The following is a 21,908-nucleotide window of genomic DNA, read 5'->3' as shown; positions in this document are numbered from 1 at the left end:
GTGACAAGTAAAATAAGGAGCATTTTCACCAACAGAGGACGGAAATGCTCCTTTCTGTTTTGAAGCCAAAGGCAAACAGGAGGTAAAAGTATGGGTATTATCAGAGCAGCAGTCAATGCAGTACACGGCAGTTTCGCCGATCAGTGGCTGGAGACCGTGGAACCGTATGAGATGGGGGAACATACGGTATTTACAGAGGGAATTCTGGTAAGAAAAGGCCAGAATAAAAAGGGAAGCCAGACGATTTCAAACGGTTCTGTGATCCATGTCTATGACAATCAGTTTATGATGCTGGTGGACGGCGGAAAGATCATTGATTACACCGCAGAGCCGGGCTACTTTACCGTAGACCAGTCATCGTCTCCGTCGATGTTCAGCGGATCGCTTGACGCAGCCGTAAAAGATACGTTTGAGCGCCTGAAATTCGGCGGCCAGACCCCGCATGAGCAGAGAGTTTTCTATATTAATCTGCAGGAAATCAAGGGAATCAAATTCGGAACGAGAAATCCGGTCAACTATTTCGACCAGTTCTACAATGCCGAGCTGTTCCTTCGGGCACACGGTTCCTATTCCATCCGCATCATCGATCCGCTCCGCTTCTACGCAGAGGCTGTGCCGAGAAACGCATCCCGCGTAGAGATCGAGGATATCAACGAGCAGTATATGAACGAATTTTTAGAGGGCCTGCAGTCCTCGATCAATCAGATGGCAGCCGACGGCATCCGCATTTCGTTCGCAGCATCCAAGAGCGCCGAGCTGTCCCGCTACATGGCAGATGCGATGGATGAGAGCTGGCGGGCAATGCGCGGCATGGAGATCCAGTCCGTGGCAATCGCAAGCCTTTCCTACGATGAAGCTTCCCAGAAACTGATCCAGATGCGCAACGAAGGTGCGATGATGTCTGATCCATCGATCCGTGAGGGCTATGTACAGGGAGCGATGGCACGCAGTATGGAGAAAGCAGCAGCCAACCCAAACGGAGCCATGAACGGCTTTATGGGTGTTCAGATGGGCATGAATGCCTTCGGTTCCTCGTTTGCATCGGCGTCCGCTTCGAATCAGCAGCAGATGCAGCAGCAGGCGGCAGCCAAGGCACAGCAGGAAGCTGCAAAAGGCGTATGGAAATGCTCCTGCGGAACGGAGAACACCGGCAATTTCTGCTCAAACTGCGGAAGTGCAAAGCCGATGGTGTGGATCTGCGGCAAGTGTGGAACCGAGAACAGCGGTAAATTCTGTTCGAACTGTGGCAGCCCGAAACCGGAAGCGGCAGGAAAATGGGTCTGCGCATGCGGAACGGAGAATACCGGCAAGTTCTGCTCGAACTGCGGAAAACCAAGACAGTAAAAGAAAACAGATAACCATCCAATACAACAGCGGCTCCGGGGAAGGAGGGATAGAATATGGAGGTTATTACATACAAATGCCCGAACTGCGGAGGCGATCTGACCTTCGATCCGGCAAGCGGAAAGTATAAATGCGAGTACTGCCTGTCCTCGTTTACACAGGAAGAAGCCGAAAAGGCGAACCCGAAAGCAGCGGAAGCGCTGAACGGGGAGGACGATGCTGCCGGTGCACAGGAAGCATCCGATGCACAGAAGGAAAGCAGTACGGAGGAAACAAAAGGGGAAACAGAGCAGGGCGAAGCAGTTGTCTACACCTGCCCGAACTGCGGCGCCGAGATTGTGACCGATGCGACGACGGCAGCGACATACTGTTTCTACTGCCACAATCCGGTGGTGCTTTCAGGCCGGCTTTCGGGAGAATATATGCCGGATTTTGTGCTGCCGTTCAAAATCAGCAAGGAGCAGGCAATCGAGAAATTTTTGTCATTTACCCGGAAGAAACACTTTATTCCGAAGGACTTTTTCGAAAAGAGTCAGGTACAGAAGATGACAGGTGTCTATTTCCCGTACTGGATTTACGGCGGAGACTTTGAGACGGATTACATAGCGCGCGGCCGGAAGGTGAGAGTCTGGCAGACCGGTGATGTGGAGTACACAGAGACCAGCATCTACGATGTCCGCCGGGAGGGAGAGGTCCGTGTGGACGGTCTGTCGCGTAACGCTCTGAACAAGGCAGACCGCGATCTGATCGAATGCGTACAGCCATACCGTCTGGAGGAGATGCAGCCGTTTTCCATGGGGTACCTTTCCGGCTTTCAGGCGGAAAAGCGTGATATCGAACAGCAGCAGATCGCACCGGAACTGAAAAAAGAACTGGAGACGATGGCACGCGGCGCCATGCGGAATGAGGCGAACGAATATATCTCCCTCGAGCAGGAAAAAATGAACCTTTCCCCGAAGCAGGAGAACTGGCGTTACGTCCTGTTTCCCGTCTGGACGCTGACGTATCCGGGAAAGGACGGGAAGGTTTACTACTATGCGATGAACGGCCAGACCGGAACGATCAACGGCGATTTTCCCTATGAGCGGAAGAGAGCCCTTCTGACGTCGGCTGTGAGTGCTCTTCTGGTCCTGATTGTGATGCTGATAGGAGGGTATTTCGCATGAGAAGAATGAAAAAAGCAGGACAATATCTGCTCGGAATTTTTGCGGCCCTTCTGCTGTGCGGAGTTTTTTCTGTGAATATTGTAAAAGCCGAATCCCAGTATGTCTACGACAATGCATCACTTTTTTCCGATGAGGAGGAGCAGGACCTCGAGAGATCCTGTACAGAGTTCGAGCGCAATACAAAGCTCCATATGGTCATCCTGACCGAGCGCAGCAGTGGTTCCGAGGACTGTCAGGCGATTGCAGATGATTTTTATGACAAAAAGTATCCGAAAGAGCCAAACGGTGTCTGCTTCCTCATCGATATGGGACAGCGCCAGATTGTGATTTCGACATCTGGTATTATGCAGTATTACATGTCCGATGCGGAAATTGATGATATCCTGCAGGCGGCGCAGGGCTACGCGAAAGACGGCGACTATGCGGGAACCTTTGCAAAAATGATTACGATGACGCAGGAATGCTTCGACCGAGGCGTTTCCGATGCGGACTATCTGATTACAGAAGACGGTTCCATTATTCATTACCGCAAAATCAACAGCACGGAAGCTCTTATTTCTGTTATCGCAGCGGCTGCGACAGGAATTCTTGTTTATTTTGGAATCTGGAAGAGCTACAGACGAAAGAAAAACCGTGGTGCAAAGAGCTATGCGGATCTGAAACGCGTAAACATCAGAGACCGCAGGGATGCGCTGATCGACCGTCATGTATCGATGCACAAAATCCAGAAGGATGATGGAAACCACGGCGGAGGCGTTTCTGGCGGCGGAGGTGGCGGCGGAAGCACCGTTCACACTTCGTCGAGCGGAAACAGTCACGGCGGCGGAAGCATTGGCTTCTGAAAACCGATTCGAAAAAATTCCTTGCGTATTGTGTCGGAATATGATACGATCTTTCCTGTGAAAACAAATGTATTTCCTGGAAAGAGTATAAAGGTAGAGGATTGCCATGAGAGAAGAGAAAACAAAGTACTATGTAATCAAAGAAAAAGCGGTTCCCGAGGTCCTTTTGAAGGTCATCGAGGCCAAACGGTTGATGGATATGCAGGAGCTTACCGTGCAGCAGGCAACGGAAAAAGCGGGAATCAGCAGAAGCTCTTTCTATAAATACAAAGATGATATTCTTCCTTTTCATGACAATGCAAAAGGAAAAACGATTACGTTTATTCTGCAGATGGACGATGAGCCGGGACTGCTTTCCGATGTGCTGAAGATTATCGCCGAGTTTCACGGAAACATTCTGACCATTCATCAGACGATTCCGTTAAACGGCGTGGCGTCACTGACAATCAGCGTGGATATCGCGGAAGACCGGGGAGACGCCTCGGAGATGATCAACGAGATTGAGTCCAGACAGGGAGTTCATTATTTTAAAATTTTAGGACAGGAGTCCTGAAAAAGAAAAAGCAAGAGAGGGACAAAAGAGATGATTCAGATTGCAGTATTAGGATATGGCACCGTTGGTTCCGGCGTGGTAGAAGTCATCAACACGAACCATGACAGCATCAACAAGAGAGCAGAGAACGAGATTAATATCAAATACGTTCTGGATTTAAGAGATTTCCCGGGAGATCCAGTGGAAAAAGTGCTGGTACATGATTACGAAGTGATCGCAAACGATCCGGAGGTTGATATTGTTGTCGAGGTCATGGGCGGCGTTGAGCCGGCTTACACATTCACAAAACGTGCGCTGGAGGCTGGAAAGAGCGTCTGCACATCCAACAAAGAGCTGGTGGCAAGACACGGTACCGAGCTTCTTGCAATTGCAAAAGAGCACGGCGCAAACTATCTGTTTGAGGCAAGCTGCGGCGGCGGTATCCCGATCATCCGTCCGTTAAACTCCTCCCTGACTGCAGATGAGATCGATGAAGTAACTGGTATCTTAAATGGTACCACGAACTATATCTTAAGCAAAATGGCAAGCGACGGTTCCGATTTCGCGGATGTATTAAAAGAGGCACAGCGCCTCGGCTACGCAGAGCGCAACCCGGAAGCAGATGTAGAAGGCTACGATGCGTGCCGTAAAATTGCGATTCTTTCTTCTCTTGCTTATGGAAAAGAAGTCAATTACGAAGAGGTTTACACCGAGGGAATCACAAAGATCACCGCAGAGGATATCAAATATGCGACCTCGATGGGAACCGCAATCAAACTGCTCGCAACAAGCCGCAAGGTGGGTGATCAGTATTACGCTATGGTAAGCCCGGTGATGATTGACGCGAAAAACCCGCTGTACAGCGTAAACGGTGTCTTCAACGCCATCTTCATCCACGGAAATGTACTAGGTGATGCCATGTTCTACGGAAGCGGAGCAGGAAAACTCCCGACCGCAAGTGCCGTTGTAGCCGATGTTGTAGACTGCGCAAAGAACAAAGGCAGAAACATCATGATGAGCTGGAGCGAGGAGAAACTGAACCTGCTGCAGATCGATGATGTGAAGAGCCGCTTCTTCGTCCGCGTATCCGGCCACGCCGCAGAGCGCCAGAGTGAGATCGAGGAGCTGTTCGGAAAAGTAGAAATCGTAGCAGTTCCAAGTCTGTCCGAGGAGTTCGCATTCATCACAGGCGAAATCACAGAGCAGGAGTACAGAGAAAAAGCAGAGAAACTCGACGGAATCCAGAGCAGAATCCGCGCGAGAATTTAAGATCTCGAAATAGACATAACTAAAAAGACGTTTCACAGCCGTAAAGCAAGGGGTGTGAAACGTCTTTTTAATTATCTTAAGATTTATTTTTAAAGATCTGTGCCGGATCCAAAGGAATCCGTATCATATCCCACCGGTTCCGATGCCGGATACAGGATATCTTTCCGTTCCTGATAGAACGCAGCCATCGTGATCTGCATATACGGCATCACCCATAAGAAGCCGATGGCGCAGGAGCAGGATGCAAGGATCTCAAGTCCTAAAAAGCTGAGGAGCAGCAGAATGTAGCGGAAGAAATTCTTTTTCATCAGCACAAAGCTCTGACGGATCGCCTGGATCGGGCCGATGCCGGGAGCGTCGTTCATCACGAAGGTGGAAAGGGAAAACGGAACCAGCACCAGCGTGGAAACGAGAGAGCCGATCAGCTTATAAACGTAAACATTCATGAGCGAAGAAAGCTCGGCATCAATGGAAAGTGCTGTTCCAAGCGTCAGTTCCGCACTCGGGGAGGAAAGATACTGGAAGCCCGGAATGCTGGAAATCAGGGCGATCACGGAGCTGATGCCGTTGATGATAAGGAACATCAGCACGTACTGGTCCGGGTGGTGATAGAAAGCGTAGAGCATATCACCGACGGAAATCGGTTCCCCGCGCAGCGTTGAGAGGCAGATCTTTAAGTAGCCCGCCTGAAAGAGGCTGAGGAGAAGGGAAAACAGGAACAGCGTCAGATTCAGGAAAATGATATCGTACAGCGTTGTGCCTGAAAAAATCAGCGTCGGGATGAGGGAGCAGGAGAAGGTGAGAAACAGGTTGATCGCGGTTGCGCCCACCAGCGTGCCGCATCGGCCTGCCATGGCCTCACGGGCCTGCTTTTTCAGTTCTGAAAATTTCTGTTTTTGTCCGTTCATGAAAAATCCTTTCTGGTACCTAGATGGTATTTCCGTCGGTGGTTGTTCCGTTATCCGGTGTCATCTGGTATTCCTGCATGTACTGATTGTAATACCGCTCAAGCAGGTTGGTGCTGCCGCCGCTGACCATGTTGAAAAGCAGGAAAGCATACATGATGCAGATACCGACAATTATGCCGATGGTACAGCCCGCAAGACCGGCTTTTGCCGTGCCGCTCATGCGTCCTGCGCCGCGGCTTAAAAGGGCGAAGATCACGCCGAGCGAGCCGAAAAACAGGGACCCCATGTTGAGCATGAACAAAAAGGAGCAGATCGCCATGACCATCGAAGCGGCCGCAAGGGCCTGCGAACCCGTCCTGCGCGGCGGCTGTACGGGAGGCTGCTGCTGGTAATGCTGATACGGTCCGGGACGCTGGCCCTCAGGCACGCCGTACGGATGGGAGGACTGATAGGAATCTCCGGACTCATTGGTGTTTGGATCGTAATTTTCTGGTGTCATAAAATGTCCTTTCTTCTGCAAAAAAGCGCGGTTTCACACGCAGTCTGTCAAAAAAGCTATAGTAAAGATTTTATCATGTAAGGTTGACAAAAACAAGACCTATTGATAAGGTAATAGAGTGGCTGTTCCGCCAAGGGTCCCGCTTTTTATGCGGGAAAAACAGAGAAGGAACAGCGTGTTTTGGAAGAGACAACAGGAGGAATTTACCTATGGATATGAATCAGGTATTGGCAGCCGAGCTGAACGTCAAACCGTGGCAGGTAGAAGCTGCAGTGAAACTGATTGACGAGGGAAACACGATCCCTTTTATTTCACGATATCGAAAAGAAGCAACAGGTTCCTTAAACGATGAGATACTGCGAAATCTGTACGACCGTCTGATGTACCTGCGCAGTTTAAATGACCGCAAGGCCGTTGTCCTTGCGAGCATCGAGGAGCAGGGCAAGCTGACCGCAGAACTGAAAAAATCCATCGAAGAGGCCGCAACTCTCGTGGTCGTAGAGGATTTATACCGCCCGTACCGTCCGAAACGCCGGACGCGTGCGACGATCGCAAAAGAAAAAGGATTGGAGCCGCTGGCGAATATCATTCTTCTGCAGATGACAAAAGAGCCGCTCGAAAAAGAGGCAGAGGCTTTTGTTTCAGAAGAAAAGGAAGTCAAAACGGCAAAAGACGCCATTGCTGGTGCCTGCGACATCATCGCCGAGAGCATTTCCGATGAGGCCGATTACCGTATGGAGATCCGCCGCAGAACCGAGGCGAAGGGCCTGATCGTCTCGACAGCAAAGGATGAGAAAGCAGAGTCCGTTTACGAGAATTACTATGAGTTTTCCGAGCCGGTATCGAAAATTGCCGGACACCGTGTGCTGGCACTGAACCGCGGTGAGAAAGAAAAATTCCTGAACGTCAAAATTGAGGCGCCGACGGAAGAAATCCTGCGCTACCTCGAGAAAAAAATCATCACCAAAGAGAATCCGCAGACAAAGCCGGTTCTGCAGGCGACCATCGAGGATGCCTACAACCGTCTGATCGCTCCGGCCATCGAGCGTGAGGTCAGAAACCAGCTCACCGAAAAGGCAGAGGACGGTTCGCTTAAGGTCTTTGGAAAGAATCTTGAGCAGCTTCTGATGCAGCCGCCGATTGCAGGCCAGGTTGTCCTTGGATGGGACCCGGCGTTCCGTACGGGATGCAAGCTGGCCGTTGTCGATGCGACCGGAAAAGTGCTCGACACCACCGTTGTTTATCCGACCGCGCCGACGAACGAGAAGAAGATTGCAGCAGCAAAAGCGACCGTAAAAGATCTGATCCACAAATACGGCGTCACCCTGATTTCTGTCGGAAACGGAACTGCAAGCCGTGAGTCCGAGCAGATCATCGTCGAGATCTTAAAAGAGATCCCGGAGAAGGTTGCGTATGTGATCACAAACGAGGCGGGAGCGTCCGTTTACTCCGCAAGCAAGCTGGCAACCGAGGAATTCCCAAACTTTGATGTCGGACAGCGAAGCGCCGCTTCCATCGCACGCCGCTTGCAGGATCCGCTGGCAGAGTTTGTCAAAATCGATCCGAAATCCATCGGTGTCGGCCAGTATCAGCACGATATGAACCAGAAGAAGCTCGGCGAGGCGCTCGGCGGTGTCGTTGAGGACTGCGTGAATAAAGTCGGTGTCGATCTGAACACGGCATCCGCATCGCTGCTGGAATACATTTCCGGTGTCAGCAAGGTGATTGCAAAAAACATCGTGGCATACCGCGAGGAGAACGGCCGTTTCGAGAGCAGAAAAGAGCTCCTGAAAGTGGCAAAACTCGGACCGAAAGCGTTTGAGCAGTGTGCAGGCTTTATGCGCATTATCGGAGGCAAAAATCCGCTGGACGGCACAAGCGTGCACCCGGAGAGCTACGAGGCAGTCGAGAAGCTGTTTGCAAAGTTAAATATGAAGACAGAGCAGATCAGCGAGGGACCGACGGCGTTCTTCATCAAAGATTACAAGAAGATGGCAGAGGAGATCGGCGTCGGCGAGATTACGCTGCGCGATATCATCAAAGAGCTGCAGAAGCCTGGCCGTGACCCGCGTGATGAGATGCCGCGCCCGATCCTGCGCACCGACGTGCTCGATATGAAGGATCTGAAGGTCGGCATGATCTTGAAGGGAACCGTGCGCAACGTCATTGACTTCGGTGCATTCGTCGATATCGGCGTGCATCAGGACGGACTCGTCCACATTTCCCAGATGACGAAACGCTTCATCAAGCATCCGCTGGAGGCTGTGAGCGTCGGCGATATCGTGGAAGTGAAGGTCATCAGCCTTGATCTGGCGAAGAAGCGGATCGGGCTGTCGATGCTGCTGGATAAATAAAGTGTGATACGTGGGCTGCCCGAAAGAAAACAGGGGCAGCCCGCGGTGTATCAAAGGGGGATTACCATGAATGAGGAAGAAGTGCTGGTCGGACGGATTCAGGATCTGGCAGAGCAGTGTTATCACAGGGATGTTCCGTCACACACGGAGTTTCTGACGCTGGCGGAGCAGGATCTGTTCTACCGTACGGTAAATAAAATCCCGGGCGTGCGTTACGTGCTGTCCGGCGGATACGAGGCGGCAGAGCGGAAAGCGGCGCTGTTTCTGCCATCCTATGCAGAGGACGGTGATGCGTCGATGCTTCCGATCGCAGTCGTGCGCATCAGCCCGCTGAATGAAAAATTTGCGGATGCGCTGTCACACCGTGATTTCTTAGGATCACTGATGAATCTCGGCGTGGAGCGGTATAAGCTGGGAGACATTCTGATCGATGGAAACCAGGCGTATCTGATCTGTATGGCGGATATGGCGGACTACATCTGTGCGGAGCTGAAAAAAGTGCGCCATACGAGCGTGTACTGTGAAGTCGAGGCGGGACTGCCGGAGGAGCTGACGGAGCCGAAAACCGAGCGGAAAGAAGGCTCCGTCGCTTCCGTGCGGCTCGATGCGGTGCTGTCGCTGGCGTTCAGCAGTTCGCGGAGCAAAATGGTGCCGCTGATCGAGGGCGGCCAGGTGTTTATCAACGGAAAGCTGGTGACATCGCCGAGCGCGTCATTAAAAGAGGACGATCTCGTGACCGTGCGCCATATGGGAAAATTCCGCTATGTGGGCGTGCAGAACCAGACGAAAAAGGGAAGGCTGTACGTGGCTGTTGAACGATTTGTCTCATAATAGATATTTTGAGGGATTTTACAGGAAAAGACCATTGACAGTGTTTGTAAAAAGACGGTATTATAGAGGGTATGTAGAAGGTCCGCAGTTATGAGAATTTTCATGAAATTTTTCATACAGAAGCGGACTGCGAAGATTACGTATCAGGAAGGCAGGAAGAAAAAATGGGAAAAATTATACTGACCGGCGACCGACCGACCGGCAAGCTGCATGTAGGACATTACGTTGGTTCACTGCGCCGCCGCGTGGAGCTGCAGAACTCCGGTGAATTCGATAAAATTTACATCATGATTGCAGACGCACAGGCGCTGACCGACAATGCGGACAACCCGGAGAAGGTGCGCCAGAACATTCTGGAGGTAGCACTGGATTACCTTTCCTGCGGACTTGATCCGGAAAAGAGCACCATCTTTATCCAGTCTCAGATTCCGGAACTGTGCGAGCTTTCTTTCTATTATATGAATCTCGTTACGGTTTCCAGACTGCAGAGAAACCCAACCGTAAAATCGGAGATCCAGATGAGAAACTTTGAGGCGAGCATCCCGGTTGGATTCTTCACCTACCCGATCAGCCAGGCAGCCGACATCACTGCATTCAAGGCAACGACCGTTCCGGTTGGAGAGGATCAGATGCCGATGATCGAGCAGACACAGGAGATCGTCCACAAATTCAATACGGTTTATGGCGAGGCACTTGTGCAGCCGAAGATTATGCTGCCGGAGAATGATTCCTGCAGACGTCTGCCGGGTATCGATGGAAAAGCGAAGATGAGCAAATCGCTCGGAAACTGCATTTACCTGTCCGAGGAGCCGGATGAGATCAAGAAAAAAGTCATGAGCATGTACACCGACCCGGATCACATCAAGATCACCGACCCGGGCAAGATCGAGGGAAATACCGTATTTACTTATCTCGATGCATTCTGCCATCCGGAGCACTTCGAGCGCTATCTGCCGGATTACGCAAATCTCGACGAGCTGAAAGCACATTACCAGAGAGGCGGCCTTGGCGATGTCAAAGTGAAGAAGTTCCTGAACAATGTACTGCAGGAGACCTTAGAGCCGATCCGCAATCGCAGAAAAGAGCTGGAAAAAGACATTCCGGCGATCTATGAGATGCTGAAAAAAGGCAGCGAAGAGGCAGAAAAAGTTGCCGCTCAGACACTGGCGGATGTCAAAGCAGCCATGAAAATCAACTATTTTGATGATCTGGACCTGATCCGTTCCCAGGCAGAGCGTTACGGCAAATAATTACCAATAGAAGATGAATGGAAAAAGCGGACATTATGGTTCCGCTTTTTCTGTTGCAGGGCGGACGAAAGTTCGAAGTCCTGCGGTCGGAGAGGATAGCATATGGTCATACATGGATTTCAAAAGCTGACGCTGCTGGATTACCCGGGCAAGGTGGCGTGCACATTGTTTTCGGGCGGATGTAATTTCCGCTGCCCGTTCTGCCAGAACGGAAATCTCGTGCAGCATCCCGAATGGGAGCCGGTGATTCCGGAGGAGGAGATTTTTGCAGTGCTCGAAAAGCGGCGCGGCGTGCTGGACGGCGTCTGCGTGACGGGCGGTGAGCCGACGCTGGATCCGGATCTGGAGCGGTTCGTGACGAAAATTAAGGAACTGGGATATCTTGTGAAGCTCGATACGAATGGATACCGGCCGGAGATTTTGAAAAAGCTAGTGGAAGAGAAGAAAATCGACTACGTCGCCATGGACATCAAAAACGCGCCGTCCCGGTACGGCGAGACGGCGGGCGTGAAAAAGATCGATGTGATGCGGATCAATGAGTCGGTCGAGTTTTTAAAGAGCGGCGTGGTGGACTATGAGTTCCGGACAACGCTCTGCAAAGAGCTGCATGGAAGGGAAGAGATCGAAGCGATCGGAAAGTGGCTTTCCGGGGCAAAACGGTACTTCCTGCAGAATTATCGGGAATCGGATTATGTGATTGATCCGAGGTTCTCGGGGTATGCGAGGGAACAGCTCGAACAGTTCTGCGAGATCCTGCGCGGAAAGATTGAGACGGTGGAGATCCGCGGCGTGGATTAAAAAACGCTTTAAAGCGTGCGGTACCAGTAGCCGAAGCGGGCATCGGGCGCGAGCTCGGAGGGGCGCATCGCCTGCTTGAAGTGGAAAAAGCCGAAGAGGCTTGCCATGAACTGCTCATTCGGCGTGTAGACGCCGGGGACGCCGAAATACCAGAGTTCCTGCTGGTCGCGGTTCCGGGCGAGGAGCAGATGGCGATAGGACGAGGAGCCATGGAGGACGAAGCGGTTCGCATCCACCGAAAGACCGGCGGCGCGGAGCTGTGGAAGATCGTCGAGTGAGAGGCGCAGGCAGTCGGTCAGATCATCATCTGGGAACGGATGGAACTCCGGGAACTGGTCCTGAAGCTGGAGATAGAGAGCAGCCCGGGACGGCGGCACGGCTGCTGCGGCGGGAAAATCGGCGGAAGTCATATGTAGCGGCTGGGCGGCAGAATCCGGGATGGGCTGCGGCGGTTCCGGGTTGGCAGAGGGATAGCTTTCTGCGGTTTTCACAGATTCCGCGGATGCGGGATGGAGTGTGTTGGCGGATGATTGCGTGATCCTGTCTGCAGGAACGGTGTTTACCGTGTCAGTTGATGTGGATTCTGTGGAGACGGTGGATTCCGGGCTGGAATTTTGTGGATAAGGTTCGGAATTGCTGCTGAATTCTGTGGAAAGTTCATCGAACTGTGCTTTGGAAGCGTCTGATGATGGCAGGGACTGCGCAGGTACGGCGGGATCCAGAGGTTCGGGTGTTTCGGCAGTTTTCTCTTCGGTCGGTCTGGTACCATTGTCTTCGGAGGTTTTGGGCTCCTGCGGGAGCGTGGGAGCGAAAAACTCCGGCTGAATCGGAAGATCGTCCCACTGGGTGGCGATGACGCCGGTCTGGCGGCAGAGCAGGATCAGACCGCCAAGCTCGTCGAGCGTGACATCCGTCTGCCCAATGGCATCGGAGTGCGTGAAGAGTTTTCCGCTCGTAGAAGAGCGCCCCGCAAGGAGATTTCCGAGCGGAATGCCGTACATCCGCCCTGACCGGCGGATAAATCCGTAGACCGTGACCGAGGTCTCCGGCGGAAGAGACGGCGATTTGATCTGGAAGTCCATGCGGCAGAAGCCGTTCTGCGACTCCACGCGGACAAAGCCGCAGCATCCGCGCTTGCGGTTGTTCGGGTATTCGTATAGATAGGCAATGAAACGCCGGTAATCAGACATAAAAACCTCCTGCATAGAAGTAAAAAGAGTAGAAAAAGATACTGCGCTACAGTTCACGATATGCGGGAAGGACAGAAAATATACGCAGAGAAGAAAGGAAGTGCACAATGGAAGAAGAAACAAAGCTGGAAACGCCGGAGGAAAAAACGCACCGGAAAGAACGGGAACGCTTCATGCGCCAGGCGATTACGCAGGCGAAGAAAGCGGAAAAGCTGATGGAAGTGCCGATCGGCTGTGTGATTGTGTACGAGGGAAAGGTGATTGCGCGGGGCTATAACCGCAGAAATACGGATAAAAACACGCTGTCCCACGCGGAACTGAATGCGATCCGGAAAGCCAGCAAAAAGCTCGGCGACTGGCGGCTGGAGGGCTGTACGTTGTATGTCACCCTGGAACCGTGCCAGATGTGCGCCGGTGCGATCGTACAGGCGAGAGTCAGCGAAGTCGTCATCGGCAGCATGAACCCGAAGGCGGGCTGCGCGGGATCGATCTTAAATATGCTGGAAATGCACGAGTTTAACCATCAGGTGAAGGTCGAGCGCGGCGTGCTGAAAGAAGAGTGCTCGGAGATGCTGAGTGCGTTTTTCCGGAGACTGCGGGTGGTGAAAAAGAAGAAAAAAGAAGAGAGGAAGAGGGCGGAAGAAGGGAAAGAATAAAAGAAGAGGCAGCATCGGGATGGGATGCTGCCTGAGGAAGATTATTTGTTTGAGTAAGTTGCACTTTCGAATATTTCCGTAAAAAATACAATCCCCGTATTTCCATCGGAAACCAATGAAAAAATCATTGACGAATCCCGAAAAAAGCACTATAATATATGATGTATTTGACAAAATACGGAGAAGTACCCAAGAGGCTGAAGGGTCTGGCTTCGAACACCAGTAGGTCGGAAACGGCGCAAGGGTTCAAATCCCTTCTTCTCCGCTATGCAAAAAAGAGACAGCAAAAAGATTGAAAAATCGAAAAAGCTGTCTCTTTTTCTGTGAGAAATTATGAAATAGATGCAAAACAAAAGAAACAAAGACAGAAAAAGCATCGCCAGTTCACGAAAAGGGACCGATGCACAACAAAGCAAAATAAAAAGGAGAGACAATACATGGCGCAGTTACCACAGGAATTTCTGACCCGCATGCAGGACATGCTGGGCGATGAATTTGATGCATTTTTAACTTCCTACGACGCACCCCGCACAGCCGGGCTGCGTGTGAATACAAAAAAATGCCGGACCGAAGATTTCCCGCCGCTTGTTCCGGGAACGTGGAAGAAAATTCCGTGGATTCCAAACGGCTATTTCGTGCCGGACGGCATGCGCATGGGCCAGTCTCCGCTGTATGCGGCAGGCGTCTTCTATCTGCAGGAGCCAAGCGCCATGACCCCGGCGTCCCGCCTCCCGATCAAACCGGGTGAGCGTGTGCTCGATCTCTGCGCCGCACCGGGCGGCAAAGCGACGGAGCTGAATGCGCGCCTGAAAGGAACCGGCCTTCTCGTCGCCAATGACATCAGCAACGCCCGCGCCAAAGCACTGCTGCGCAATCTGGAGCTGTTCGGAAGTGAAAACGTGCTTGTCACCAATGAGACACCGGCAGGCCTTGCAGACGTCTTCCCGGGCTTCTTCGATAAAATCCTCGTGGATGCACCGTGCTCCGGCGAGGGCATGTTCCGGAAAGATGAGGCAGTCATCGGCACCTGGACCCCGGAGCGGCCGGATTTCTTTGCGGAGCTGCAGCGCGAGATCACCTCGGATGCTGTCAAAATGCTGCGTCCGGGCGGCCTCATGATGTATTCGACGTGTACCTTCGCCCCGCAGGAGGACGAGGGAACCGTTTCTTTTCTTCTGGAAAACTTCCCGGAAATGGAACTGATCGAGATGGAAGGCTACGAAGGTTTTTCAAAAGGCAATCCAGTCTGGGGAAACGGCGATCCGGAGATCGAAAAGACCGTGCGCATCTGGCCGCATAAAATGAACGGCGAGGGCCATTACCTTGCCCTGTTCCGCAAAAAAGGCGAAGCCATTCCTTATGAGACAGAAGAAAAACCGATCGAAAAGAAAAACAAAAAACAGAAAAACCGGAAAAAAGACCGCGGAACGGAAGCACCGGGTCCGTCGAAAGCAGAAAAACAGATCCTTTCCGATTTCCTGTCCCGGATGACAGCACCGATCCCGGTGGAGGAACTGGAAGTCCGCGCCGGAAAAGTATACCATTCCCCGTCCCTGCCGGATGGCGTGCGGAATCTTCATTTCCTGCGGAACGGTCTGTATCTCGGTGAACTGAAAAAAGACCGTTTCGAGCCGTCACAGCCGTTTGCCGTGACACTCTCCGCGGACAAGTTCAAAGATTACATGAATTTAAAGGCAGATGACGAGCGTACCGAAAAATATCTCCACGGTGAGACAATTTCCGTAGAGCCGGGAGAGACCGCATCGCCGTCGGGCTGGAAGCTGGTCTGCGTCGATGGATTCGGCCTTGGATGGGGCAAACTGGTCAATGGAACCTTGAAAAATAAGTACCCTGTTGGATGGAGAAAGTAGAAAAATCATGCCAGTTTTTGCAGGAAAAACGTCGAAATATTACAAAGTTATTAACAGAAATTAAAAAAGACTTTCATTTCAGACATACTTGTGTTATAATGGCAAAGTACGGCGGGAAAAAAGGCCCATTTTCCGCAGTAACTTGGAGTGACAATCAGCAACAGAACGTAATAAGTATGAGGTGTACGACATGAAAAAAAAGAAATTATTCAGCCTGGTTTTGGCCACAGTGCTTACGGCAGCAACCGTTCTGCCATGCTATGGTGCCAGTACAAAGGAGAAAATTTCAAATGCTCAGGCAGAACAGGCTGCCGCACAGTCTCAGCTTGACAGCATACAGAGCAGGATTGACGAACTCAATTCCAAAAAGGGACAATCAGAAGAATATCTTTCCGAACTGAACCAGCAGCTGGACGATCTGCAGAACCGTCTGCAGGAGCTTCAGGATCAGTATGATGCGAAGCAGAACGAACTGGTACAGATTCAGGCAGATCTGGAAGATGCAAAAGCAAAAGAAGAAGAGCAGTACGAGGCGATGAAGCTCCGTATCCAGTATATGTATGAAAATTCTTCCGGAAATGGATACATGGCAATGCTCTTTTCTTCCAAAAGCATTTCAGAGCTGATCAGCCGGGCAGAATACATACAGAAAATTTCCGATTTCGACCGCGATCTTATGCAGGAGTATGAAGACACGGTAGACCAGGTAAAAGAAAAAGAAACACAGGTGCAGGAAGAGCAGGCAGCGATCGTAGAACTGCAGCAGCAGAGCAGCGATCAGCAGGAAGCCATCCAGGAGCTGTATGCAGCAGCTTATCAGGAACTCCGTACCTACTCCGCAGAGCTGGACGATGCAAAATCCAGCGAGAGTGCACTGGTAGATGAAATCAACAGCAAAGCAGATGCAATCAACGACCTGATCCGTCAGGCGAAAGAAGAGGAGATTGCAGCGCAGAAGAAAGCAGAAGAGGAAGCAGCCGCAGCAGCCGCCGCACAGCAGGCTGCCGCAGAAGCTGAGGCAGAGGCCGCCAGAAAACAGGCAGCCGAGGCCGCAAGAGTCGCAGCCGCAGAAGCAGCAAATGCCGCAGCGAAAGCAGATACCGATACAAGCAGCAGCTCCGGAAGCAGTTCTTCGGACAGCAGCGCATCCTCCACGACAACGGGGAGTCCATCCGCGTCAGATACTTCCAGCAGCTCCTCCAGCGGAACATACCTTGGAAGATTTAAACTGACAGGCTATTGCTCCTGTTCCATCTGTACCGGACAGTGGTCCGGCGGATCCACCGCGAGCGGAACCACACCGACCGCAGGAAGAACGATTGCCATGGGCGGTGTACCATTCGGAACGAAACTGATGATCAACGGCCAGGTTTACACGGTAGAAGACCGCGGAACCGCTTACGGCCACGTAGACATCTTCTGCAGCAGCCATTCCGAGGCGCTGAGCTTCGGCGTGCAGTATGCAGATGTATATCAGCTGAGCTGAGAAACAAAGATAAGAGATATGCCGGAACAGAACTTCCGGCATATCTCTTTTTTTGACTTTCTCAGAAACTGTCATTCTAAAAGAACACCAAAAAGGCCGCAAACCCGTGTGAAATGTACCTTTTGAAGCAATAATAAAAAAAATTAAAAAAATTTCAAAAAAGGTGTTGACATTCCTATAGACATCATATATAATAGCTATTGTTGACGGACGAGAGTTCAGAAAACAAATAAAATCGAAGCGTGGCTCAGTTTGGTAGAGCGCTGCGTTCGGGACGCAGAGGTCGTGGGTTCGAATCCCGTCGCTTCGACTGGAATGAAAATGCCGAAAGCCTTGACAATCAAGAGCTTCGGCATTTTTTCGTATGTCAGAAAGAGAACAGGAAACAGTACACGAGGAGGAAATTTTTGTGAAAGCATTATTTTTTGATATTGATGGAACGTTACTGAGTGAGATTACAAAAGAAATTCCGCAGAGCGCGCTCGATGCATTGAAAAAGACAGCGGAAAAAGGAAATCTTACGTTTATTAATACCGGCCGCACCTGGTCGGAGCTGCCCGAGGAGCTGAAAAAGCTTCCGTTTTCCGGATTTCTGTGCGGCTGCGGGACCTATCTGCGCCGGGACGGCGAAATCCTGATGCATCAGACGATTCCGAAAAAACGCTGTGAGGAAATCCCGGTTATTTTAAAGGAGTGCAGGATCGGCATGATTCTGGAGGGAACGGATAATGTTTATTTTTCGTCGGAGGTATCCCGTTTTCGGGAGGTCGAGCAGACCCGTGCCTATTTCGCTGCTGTCGGAATCGGACTCGCGGAGACAGCGGAGACAAAAGGAATCATTTACGATAAATTTTGTATCGTAACCGATGCACAGTCTGATATAGAACGTATGTACCGTGAATTTGAGCAGGAGTTTGATATCATGGATCGCCGCGGCGGTGTATACGAAATCGTTCCGCACGGCTGCAGCAAAGGAACAGCTGTGGACTATGCGCTGAAACAGTTTCAGCTGGAGAAAGAAGATGCATACGTATTTGGCGACAGCAGCAACGACCTTACCATGTTCCGGTGCGGCGCACACACCATTGCGCTTGGAAAACATGATGAGATTCTGGATCCGTACACAGAGTACGTAACCGATACCGTCGAGCGGGACGGCGTGGCAAAGGCGATGGAGCATTACGGATTGATCTGACAGAAAAAAAGAAAGCGAAGGGGCGCATTTGAAAAGAAATTTTCAGGTGCGCCCCTTTGGTTGCAATTTTCTGAAAAAGGAAACAAGAAAAGCAGCGTCTGAAAAGGTATGTGCATTGCAAAGTAAAAAATTTCATGGTAATATAAAAATGAGTTTTTATGTATATTTGTAATGATACCAGGAGGTGAGCGTTCAGAAGTTCCATGGAAACAGAAAAAAATCAGATAAATAAAAAAAGCCTCAGATACCGTTTTACAGCAGGAACGATCGGAGTAAGTGTCTGGCAGCAGGAATGAATGCTCACTTGGCAAAGCCTATAAAAATTGAAAACATAAAGAGAATTTTGTGTGAATATTGTGTGTAGTGGCTGCAACTTCTCAAATCCGTATACCTGTTTTTCACGTTTTGTAGGATATTATAACGTAAATGTAAAACTGGCAGGGACAGGTTCTCTGTATACAGATAAAAGCAGGATAATGAAGCATAAAACAGAGAGAGGATTTTTATAAAATGGAAAAGTATGAAGACAAAATATATTCTTTAGGTGAGGCTGTAACGGGACAGACACAGGCTATGTCACAGGCCGTACAGAAAACACTGGAAAATAACGGCGGGGTAGGTATAATGACAGGATCTTATGACCAAAACCTGTCTATTTTGTCTGTGAATAATCTGCTGTTGCATAGTACAGGATATACATTCGATACTTTCATGGAACAGACAAAAGGCTCATTGAGAAACTTCTTTTATGACGAGGAAGATAGACTGGAGCGAGACCGTTTTTTGCAGCTTCACGGAACAGGGGAAGCACAGATCCTTACAGCAGACGGTACAGTGAAAAATGTACGGCTTTGTAAAGAGGATGCGACAGATGAGGCGGGCAGACAGATCTGGGTTATGTCCGTACAAGTCAACTGGGATCATGTAAATTTGACACTGCTCAATGAGGCTATCTGTTCCGGCTTCTGGTATTTTGACTGTGACGAAAACAGTGAGATTGTGAATGCAAACTGGAGTCATGAATTCCGAAAAATGCTTGGCTATCATGACACTCTGGACTTTCCGAATAAACTGGAATCCTGGTCAGATCTTCTGCATCCACAGGATAAAGAAAGAGTAATGGTGCAGCTTCAGGCGGCAATTAAGGATAAGACGAACCAGATAAAATACCAGGTAGAGTATCGTATGAGAATGAAGGATAATCAATACCAGTGGTTTCGGGCATCGGCAGAAGTAATACGCCGTCTGGATGGTTCTGCCAGCAGGATTGCCGGGATTTTTATTAATATTGATGCGGAAAAAAAAGAGGCCATGCAGGCACAAAAATCTGCTGCTTTCCACCGGGCTTTTACGAAAGCAGACCTGTGTGAGTATTATGTAAATCTGGAAGCGAATACTTTTGATACCTTTAAGGTTGAACCGTCCCTGATGACAGTCTTTGAACAGAGTCATACATGGGATGAACTGATCCGTCATTTTGTGGATTCCTATGTTGTGGAGACAGATAAGAAGGCGGTATCCTCTTTTTACGACCGTGGTTATATTGCAGAAAGGCTGAAGGGTCTGGAAACCGAATTGGCTTTAGAGTGCCGTATCACTCTGAATGGAGAAGAACGATGGGTCCGCAATGTGGTCATACGTGGCGAAATAGAGGATTCAGAATATGCCATGATCTTTCTGCGTGATATCACAGAGACAAAGGTAGAGAGCGCACGGCATCTGCAGATGGCGGCGGATAATGCTTCCATGGAGCAGATAATTCAGAGTATTGTGCGTCTGGTTGACCGCTTTGTTGTCTGTGATCTGGAAAATGACAGATATGAATTCTATAACCTGAATGGACAGATGATATATAAACCTCTGGGATTCTATCATGATTTTCAGATGCAGGTTCTTGAAAAATATAAGACACTGGAACCATTGGAAACTATGGACATCCTGATCGCACCGGAAAATATCCGGAAGAATCTGAAAAGTGAAAATGATATTTATAAGTTTGAGTATTGCAGCCTGGATGAAAAGACTTATAAAATCGCTTCTTATATTCCTTTGGAATGGAAGAATGGAAAGCTGGAAAAGGTATTGCTGGCATCCATGGATGTGACACAGGAGAAGAAAGCAGAGATTGAATCCCGTCAGGCACTGAAAGAGGCTTACCGGTCTGCAGAAAATGCAAACCGTGCGAAAACAGAATTCCTTTCCAATATGTCCCACGATATCCGGACACCGATGAATGCCATTGTCGGCCTGACAGCAATTGCAGGAGCAAATATTGAGAGCCAGGACAGAGTCATTGAATGTCTCAGCAAAATTACAAAATCAAGCCGTCATCTGCTGGGGCTGATTAATGAAGTGCTGGATATGGCACGTATTGAAAGTGGAAAAATGACGCTGGCACAGGAGGATTTCAATCTGCCAGATCTGGTGGATAATCTTATAACACTCACAAAACCGGTGATTGATGAACATAAACACAATTTAGATATACACATTAATCACATTGAACATGAGAGTGTCTGTGGTGACAGCCTGAGAATCCAGCAGGTATTTGTGAATCTGATGAGTAATGCGGTCAAGTATACACCGGATGGTGGGAATATTACTTTTTCCATAGAGGAAAAGCCAAATGGATTTTCGGAACTTGGATGCTATGAATTTACGATTGAGGATAATGGGATCGGTATGTCACCGGAATTCCAGAAAATCATGTTTGATCCTTTCAGCCGCGCAGATGACCATCGGACAACCAGAGTCCAGGGAACAGGTCTGGGAATGGCAATCAGCAGAAATATTGTGAACCTGATGAATGGTAATATTAAAGTGGAAAGCACCTTACATAAGGGAACTAAAATTACAGTAACAATTTATCTGGAACTTCAGGAAAAAGAAAAAGAACAGGACAGAAATCTGATGAATCTACCTGTTCTGGTTGTGGATGATGATAAGACATGTTGTGAAAGTACAGTTGCCACATTGAAGGAGATTGGGATTACAGGCGAATGGGTTCTCTCCGGCAGAGAAGCCGTTGAGCGCTGTTATGCACATCATGAGCTAAAAAATGATTACTTTGCTGTTATTTTAGATTGGAAAATGCCGGATATGGACGGAATTGAAACAGCCAGACAGATCCGGAAACGGATAGGGAAAGAGATTACCATTATTGTACTGACATCTTATGAATTCAGCGAGATCGAAGAAGAAGCAAAGGCTGCAGGCGTAGATGCTTTTATTGCAAAACCGCTGTTCCGTTCCCGTTTGGCGGCTACATTGCGGCAGTTTACTTCTGGCAGAAAAGAAAAAACAGCAAGAAATTATCTGGATGAGCTGTCTGAAGCAGATTACACAGGAAAAAGAATTCTGCTGGTCGAGGATAATGAGTTAAACAGAGAAATTGCTGTTGAAATTCTGCAGATGACAGGGGCGGAAGTGGAAACGGCAGAAAATGGAAAAATTGCAGTTGAAAAAGTAGAAGCTTCACCGAAAGGCTTGTATGACCTTATTTTTATGGATATCCAAATGCCTGTCATGAATGGTTATGAGGCAACCGCAGCAATCAGGAGCCTTCCGGGTGAACAGGGAAAACTACCGATTGTTGCCATGACAGCAAATGCTTTTGCAGAAGATGTACAGCTGGCAAAAAATACAGGCATGAATGGACATATCGCGAAACCGCTGGATATGAATAAGCTGAATGATGTTCTGGAAAACTGGCTGTAA

Annotated in this window: 17 protein-coding genes and 2 tRNA genes; 16 read left to right on the top strand and 3 right to left on the bottom strand. The window is 49.8% G+C overall.

Going from position 1 to position 21,908, the window contains the following annotated elements; translation table 11 throughout:
• Nucleotides 1-90: 90 nt before the first annotated feature.
• The 5 genes from DXD92_RS16965 to DXD92_RS16945 all read left to right on the top strand — a co-directional run bounded on the left by DXD92_RS16965 (nucleotide 91) and on the right by DXD92_RS16945 (nucleotide 5,153).
• Nucleotides 91-1,344: an SPFH domain-containing protein gene (locus tag DXD92_RS16965; protein WP_022461321.1), complete on the top strand. Its 1,254-nt coding sequence runs from the start codon at nucleotides 91-93 to the stop codon at nucleotides 1,342-1,344.
• A 56-nt stretch (nucleotides 1,345-1,400) separates the two neighbouring features.
• Entirely contained in the window at nucleotides 1,401-2,510 is a 1,110-nt protein-coding gene (locus DXD92_RS16960; RefSeq protein ID WP_055218422.1) for a TFIIB-type zinc ribbon-containing protein, read from the top strand.
• Nucleotides 2,507-3,352 carry a TPM domain-containing protein gene (locus tag DXD92_RS16955; protein ID WP_117804610.1) on the top strand — a complete coding sequence of 282 codons (846 nt, stop codon included), beginning with the start codon at nucleotides 2,507-2,509 and terminating at the stop codon, nucleotides 3,350-3,352. The genes DXD92_RS16960 and DXD92_RS16955 overlap by 4 nt, the downstream gene beginning before the upstream one ends.
• A 106-nt stretch (nucleotides 3,353-3,458) precedes the next feature.
• A complete protein-coding gene (locus DXD92_RS16950; RefSeq protein ID WP_022461318.1) occupies nucleotides 3,459-3,905 on the top strand; it encodes an ACT domain-containing protein in 447 nt (148 codons plus the stop codon).
• Between the two features lie 30 nt (nucleotides 3,906-3,935).
• Complete coding sequence (locus tag DXD92_RS16945; protein ID WP_055228305.1) at nucleotides 3,936-5,153, top strand: homoserine dehydrogenase; 1,218 nt, start codon at nucleotides 3,936-3,938, stop codon at nucleotides 5,151-5,153.
• 89 nt (nucleotides 5,154-5,242) lie between these two features.
• Here DXD92_RS16945 and DXD92_RS16940 read toward each other — a convergent pair whose 3' ends face one another.
• Together DXD92_RS16940 and DXD92_RS16935 are read right to left on the bottom strand one after the other, a co-directional pair.
• Entirely contained in the window at nucleotides 5,243-6,061 is an 819-nt protein-coding gene (locus DXD92_RS16940) for a DUF975 family protein (RefSeq protein WP_118641119.1), read from the bottom strand.
• Nucleotides 6,062-6,080: 19 nt separating this feature from the next.
• Nucleotides 6,081-6,560 (bottom strand): hypothetical protein, encoded by a 480-nt coding sequence (locus DXD92_RS16935; protein ID WP_117801393.1) that lies wholly within the window; start codon nucleotides 6,558-6,560, stop codon nucleotides 6,081-6,083.
• 209 nt (nucleotides 6,561-6,769) lie between these two features.
• Here DXD92_RS16935 and DXD92_RS16930 point away from each other — a divergent pair, with 209 nt between their 5' ends.
• The 4 genes from DXD92_RS16930 (at nucleotide 6,770) to DXD92_RS16915 (ending at nucleotide 11,793) form a co-directional block, all read left to right on the top strand.
• Nucleotides 6,770-8,914, top strand: coding sequence for a Tex family protein (locus DXD92_RS16930; protein ID WP_118641117.1), 2,145 nt, complete (start codon nucleotides 6,770-6,772; stop codon nucleotides 8,912-8,914).
• A gap of 66 nt (nucleotides 8,915-8,980) precedes the next feature.
• Nucleotides 8,981-9,745: a YlmH family RNA-binding protein gene (locus DXD92_RS16925; RefSeq protein WP_022461313.1), complete on the top strand. Its 765-nt coding sequence runs from the start codon at nucleotides 8,981-8,983 to the stop codon at nucleotides 9,743-9,745.
• 164 nt (nucleotides 9,746-9,909) lie between these two features.
• Nucleotides 9,910-10,995 (top strand): tryptophan--tRNA ligase, encoded by a 1,086-nt coding sequence (gene trpS, locus DXD92_RS16920; protein WP_055228307.1) that lies wholly within the window; start codon nucleotides 9,910-9,912, stop codon nucleotides 10,993-10,995.
• Nucleotides 10,996-11,097: 102 nt separating this feature from the next.
• Nucleotides 11,098-11,793, top strand: a complete 696-nt coding sequence (locus DXD92_RS16915) for an anaerobic ribonucleoside-triphosphate reductase activating protein (protein ID WP_118641115.1) — start codon at nucleotides 11,098-11,100, stop codon at nucleotides 11,791-11,793.
• An 8-nt stretch (nucleotides 11,794-11,801) separates the two neighbouring features.
• On the opposite strand, the gene DXD92_RS16910 is transcribed toward DXD92_RS16915, so the two are convergent.
• Nucleotides 11,802-12,983, bottom strand: coding sequence for a DUF6128 domain-containing protein (locus DXD92_RS16910; protein ID WP_118641113.1), 1,182 nt, complete (start codon nucleotides 12,981-12,983; stop codon nucleotides 11,802-11,804).
• 107 nt (nucleotides 12,984-13,090) lie between these two features.
• On the opposite strand from DXD92_RS16910, the gene tadA reads away from it, so the two are divergent.
• From tadA to DXD92_RS16870, 7 genes are all read left to right on the top strand, one after another.
• The gene (gene tadA / locus DXD92_RS16905) at nucleotides 13,091-13,639 is read left to right on the top strand and encodes a tRNA adenosine(34) deaminase TadA (protein ID WP_022461309.1); all 549 of its coding nucleotides are present in this window, start codon (nucleotides 13,091-13,093) and stop codon (nucleotides 13,637-13,639) included.
• Nucleotides 13,640-13,818: 179 nt separating this feature from the next.
• Nucleotides 13,819-13,904: transfer RNA gene (locus tag DXD92_RS16900), tRNA-Ser, on the top strand.
• 172 nt (nucleotides 13,905-14,076) lie between these two features.
• Complete coding sequence (locus DXD92_RS16895) at nucleotides 14,077-15,510, top strand: RsmF rRNA methyltransferase first C-terminal domain-containing protein (protein WP_118641111.1); 1,434 nt, start codon at nucleotides 14,077-14,079, stop codon at nucleotides 15,508-15,510.
• A gap of 190 nt (nucleotides 15,511-15,700) precedes the next feature.
• On the top strand, nucleotides 15,701-16,996 hold the full coding sequence (locus DXD92_RS16890; RefSeq protein ID WP_117761688.1) for a PcsB-like coiled-coil domain-containing protein: 1,296 nt from the start codon (nucleotides 15,701-15,703) through the stop codon (nucleotides 16,994-16,996).
• A gap of 236 nt (nucleotides 16,997-17,232) precedes the next feature.
• Nucleotides 17,233-17,306, top strand: a tRNA-Pro gene (locus DXD92_RS16885).
• 99 nt (nucleotides 17,307-17,405) lie between these two features.
• Nucleotides 17,406-18,191 (top strand): Cof-type HAD-IIB family hydrolase, encoded by a 786-nt coding sequence (locus tag DXD92_RS16880; protein ID WP_242857168.1) that lies wholly within the window; start codon nucleotides 17,406-17,408, stop codon nucleotides 18,189-18,191.
• 510 nt (nucleotides 18,192-18,701) lie between these two features.
• Nucleotides 18,702-21,908, top strand: a complete 3,207-nt coding sequence (locus DXD92_RS16870; protein ID WP_117509590.1) for a response regulator — start codon at nucleotides 18,702-18,704, stop codon at nucleotides 21,906-21,908.

It is taken from the genome of Blautia sp. TM10-2 (genome assembly GCF_003480845.1).
GTDB lineage: Bacteria > Bacillota > Clostridia > Lachnospirales > Lachnospiraceae > Fusicatenibacter > Fusicatenibacter saccharivorans.
This window is presented reverse-complemented; position numbering and strand designations above follow the sequence as displayed.

Coding starts and splice junctions, on each gene's coding strand:
- DXD92_RS16965 (WP_022461321.1), top strand. CDS start 91: ATGGGTATTATCAGAGCAGCAGTCAATGCAGTACACGGCAGTTTCGCC.
- DXD92_RS16960 (WP_055218422.1), top strand. CDS start 1,401: ATGGAGGTTATTACATACAAATGCCCGAACTGCGGAGGCGATCTGACC.
- DXD92_RS16955 (WP_117804610.1), top strand. CDS start 2,507: ATGAGAAGAATGAAAAAAGCAGGACAATATCTGCTCGGAATTTTTGCG.
- DXD92_RS16950 (WP_022461318.1), top strand. CDS start 3,459: ATGAGAGAAGAGAAAACAAAGTACTATGTAATCAAAGAAAAAGCGGTT.
- DXD92_RS16945 (WP_055228305.1), top strand. CDS start 3,936: ATGATTCAGATTGCAGTATTAGGATATGGCACCGTTGGTTCCGGCGTG.
- DXD92_RS16940 (WP_118641119.1), bottom strand. CDS start 6,061: ATGAACGGACAAAAACAGAAATTTTCAGAACTGAAAAAGCAGGCCCGT.
- DXD92_RS16935 (WP_117801393.1), bottom strand. CDS start 6,560: ATGACACCAGAAAATTACGATCCAAACACCAATGAGTCCGGAGATTCC.
- DXD92_RS16930 (WP_118641117.1), top strand. CDS start 6,770: ATGGATATGAATCAGGTATTGGCAGCCGAGCTGAACGTCAAACCGTGG.
- DXD92_RS16925 (WP_022461313.1), top strand. CDS start 8,981: ATGAATGAGGAAGAAGTGCTGGTCGGACGGATTCAGGATCTGGCAGAG.
- trpS (WP_055228307.1), top strand. CDS start 9,910: ATGGGAAAAATTATACTGACCGGCGACCGACCGACCGGCAAGCTGCAT.
- DXD92_RS16915 (WP_118641115.1), top strand. CDS start 11,098: ATGGTCATACATGGATTTCAAAAGCTGACGCTGCTGGATTACCCGGGC.
- DXD92_RS16910 (WP_118641113.1), bottom strand. CDS start 12,983: ATGTCTGATTACCGGCGTTTCATTGCCTATCTATACGAATACCCGAAC.
- tadA (WP_022461309.1), top strand. CDS start 13,091: ATGGAAGAAGAAACAAAGCTGGAAACGCCGGAGGAAAAAACGCACCGG.
- DXD92_RS16895 (WP_118641111.1), top strand. CDS start 14,077: ATGGCGCAGTTACCACAGGAATTTCTGACCCGCATGCAGGACATGCTG.
- DXD92_RS16890 (WP_117761688.1), top strand. CDS start 15,701: ATGAAAAAAAAGAAATTATTCAGCCTGGTTTTGGCCACAGTGCTTACG.
- DXD92_RS16870 (WP_117509590.1), top strand. CDS start 18,702: ATGGAAAAGTATGAAGACAAAATATATTCTTTAGGTGAGGCTGTAACG.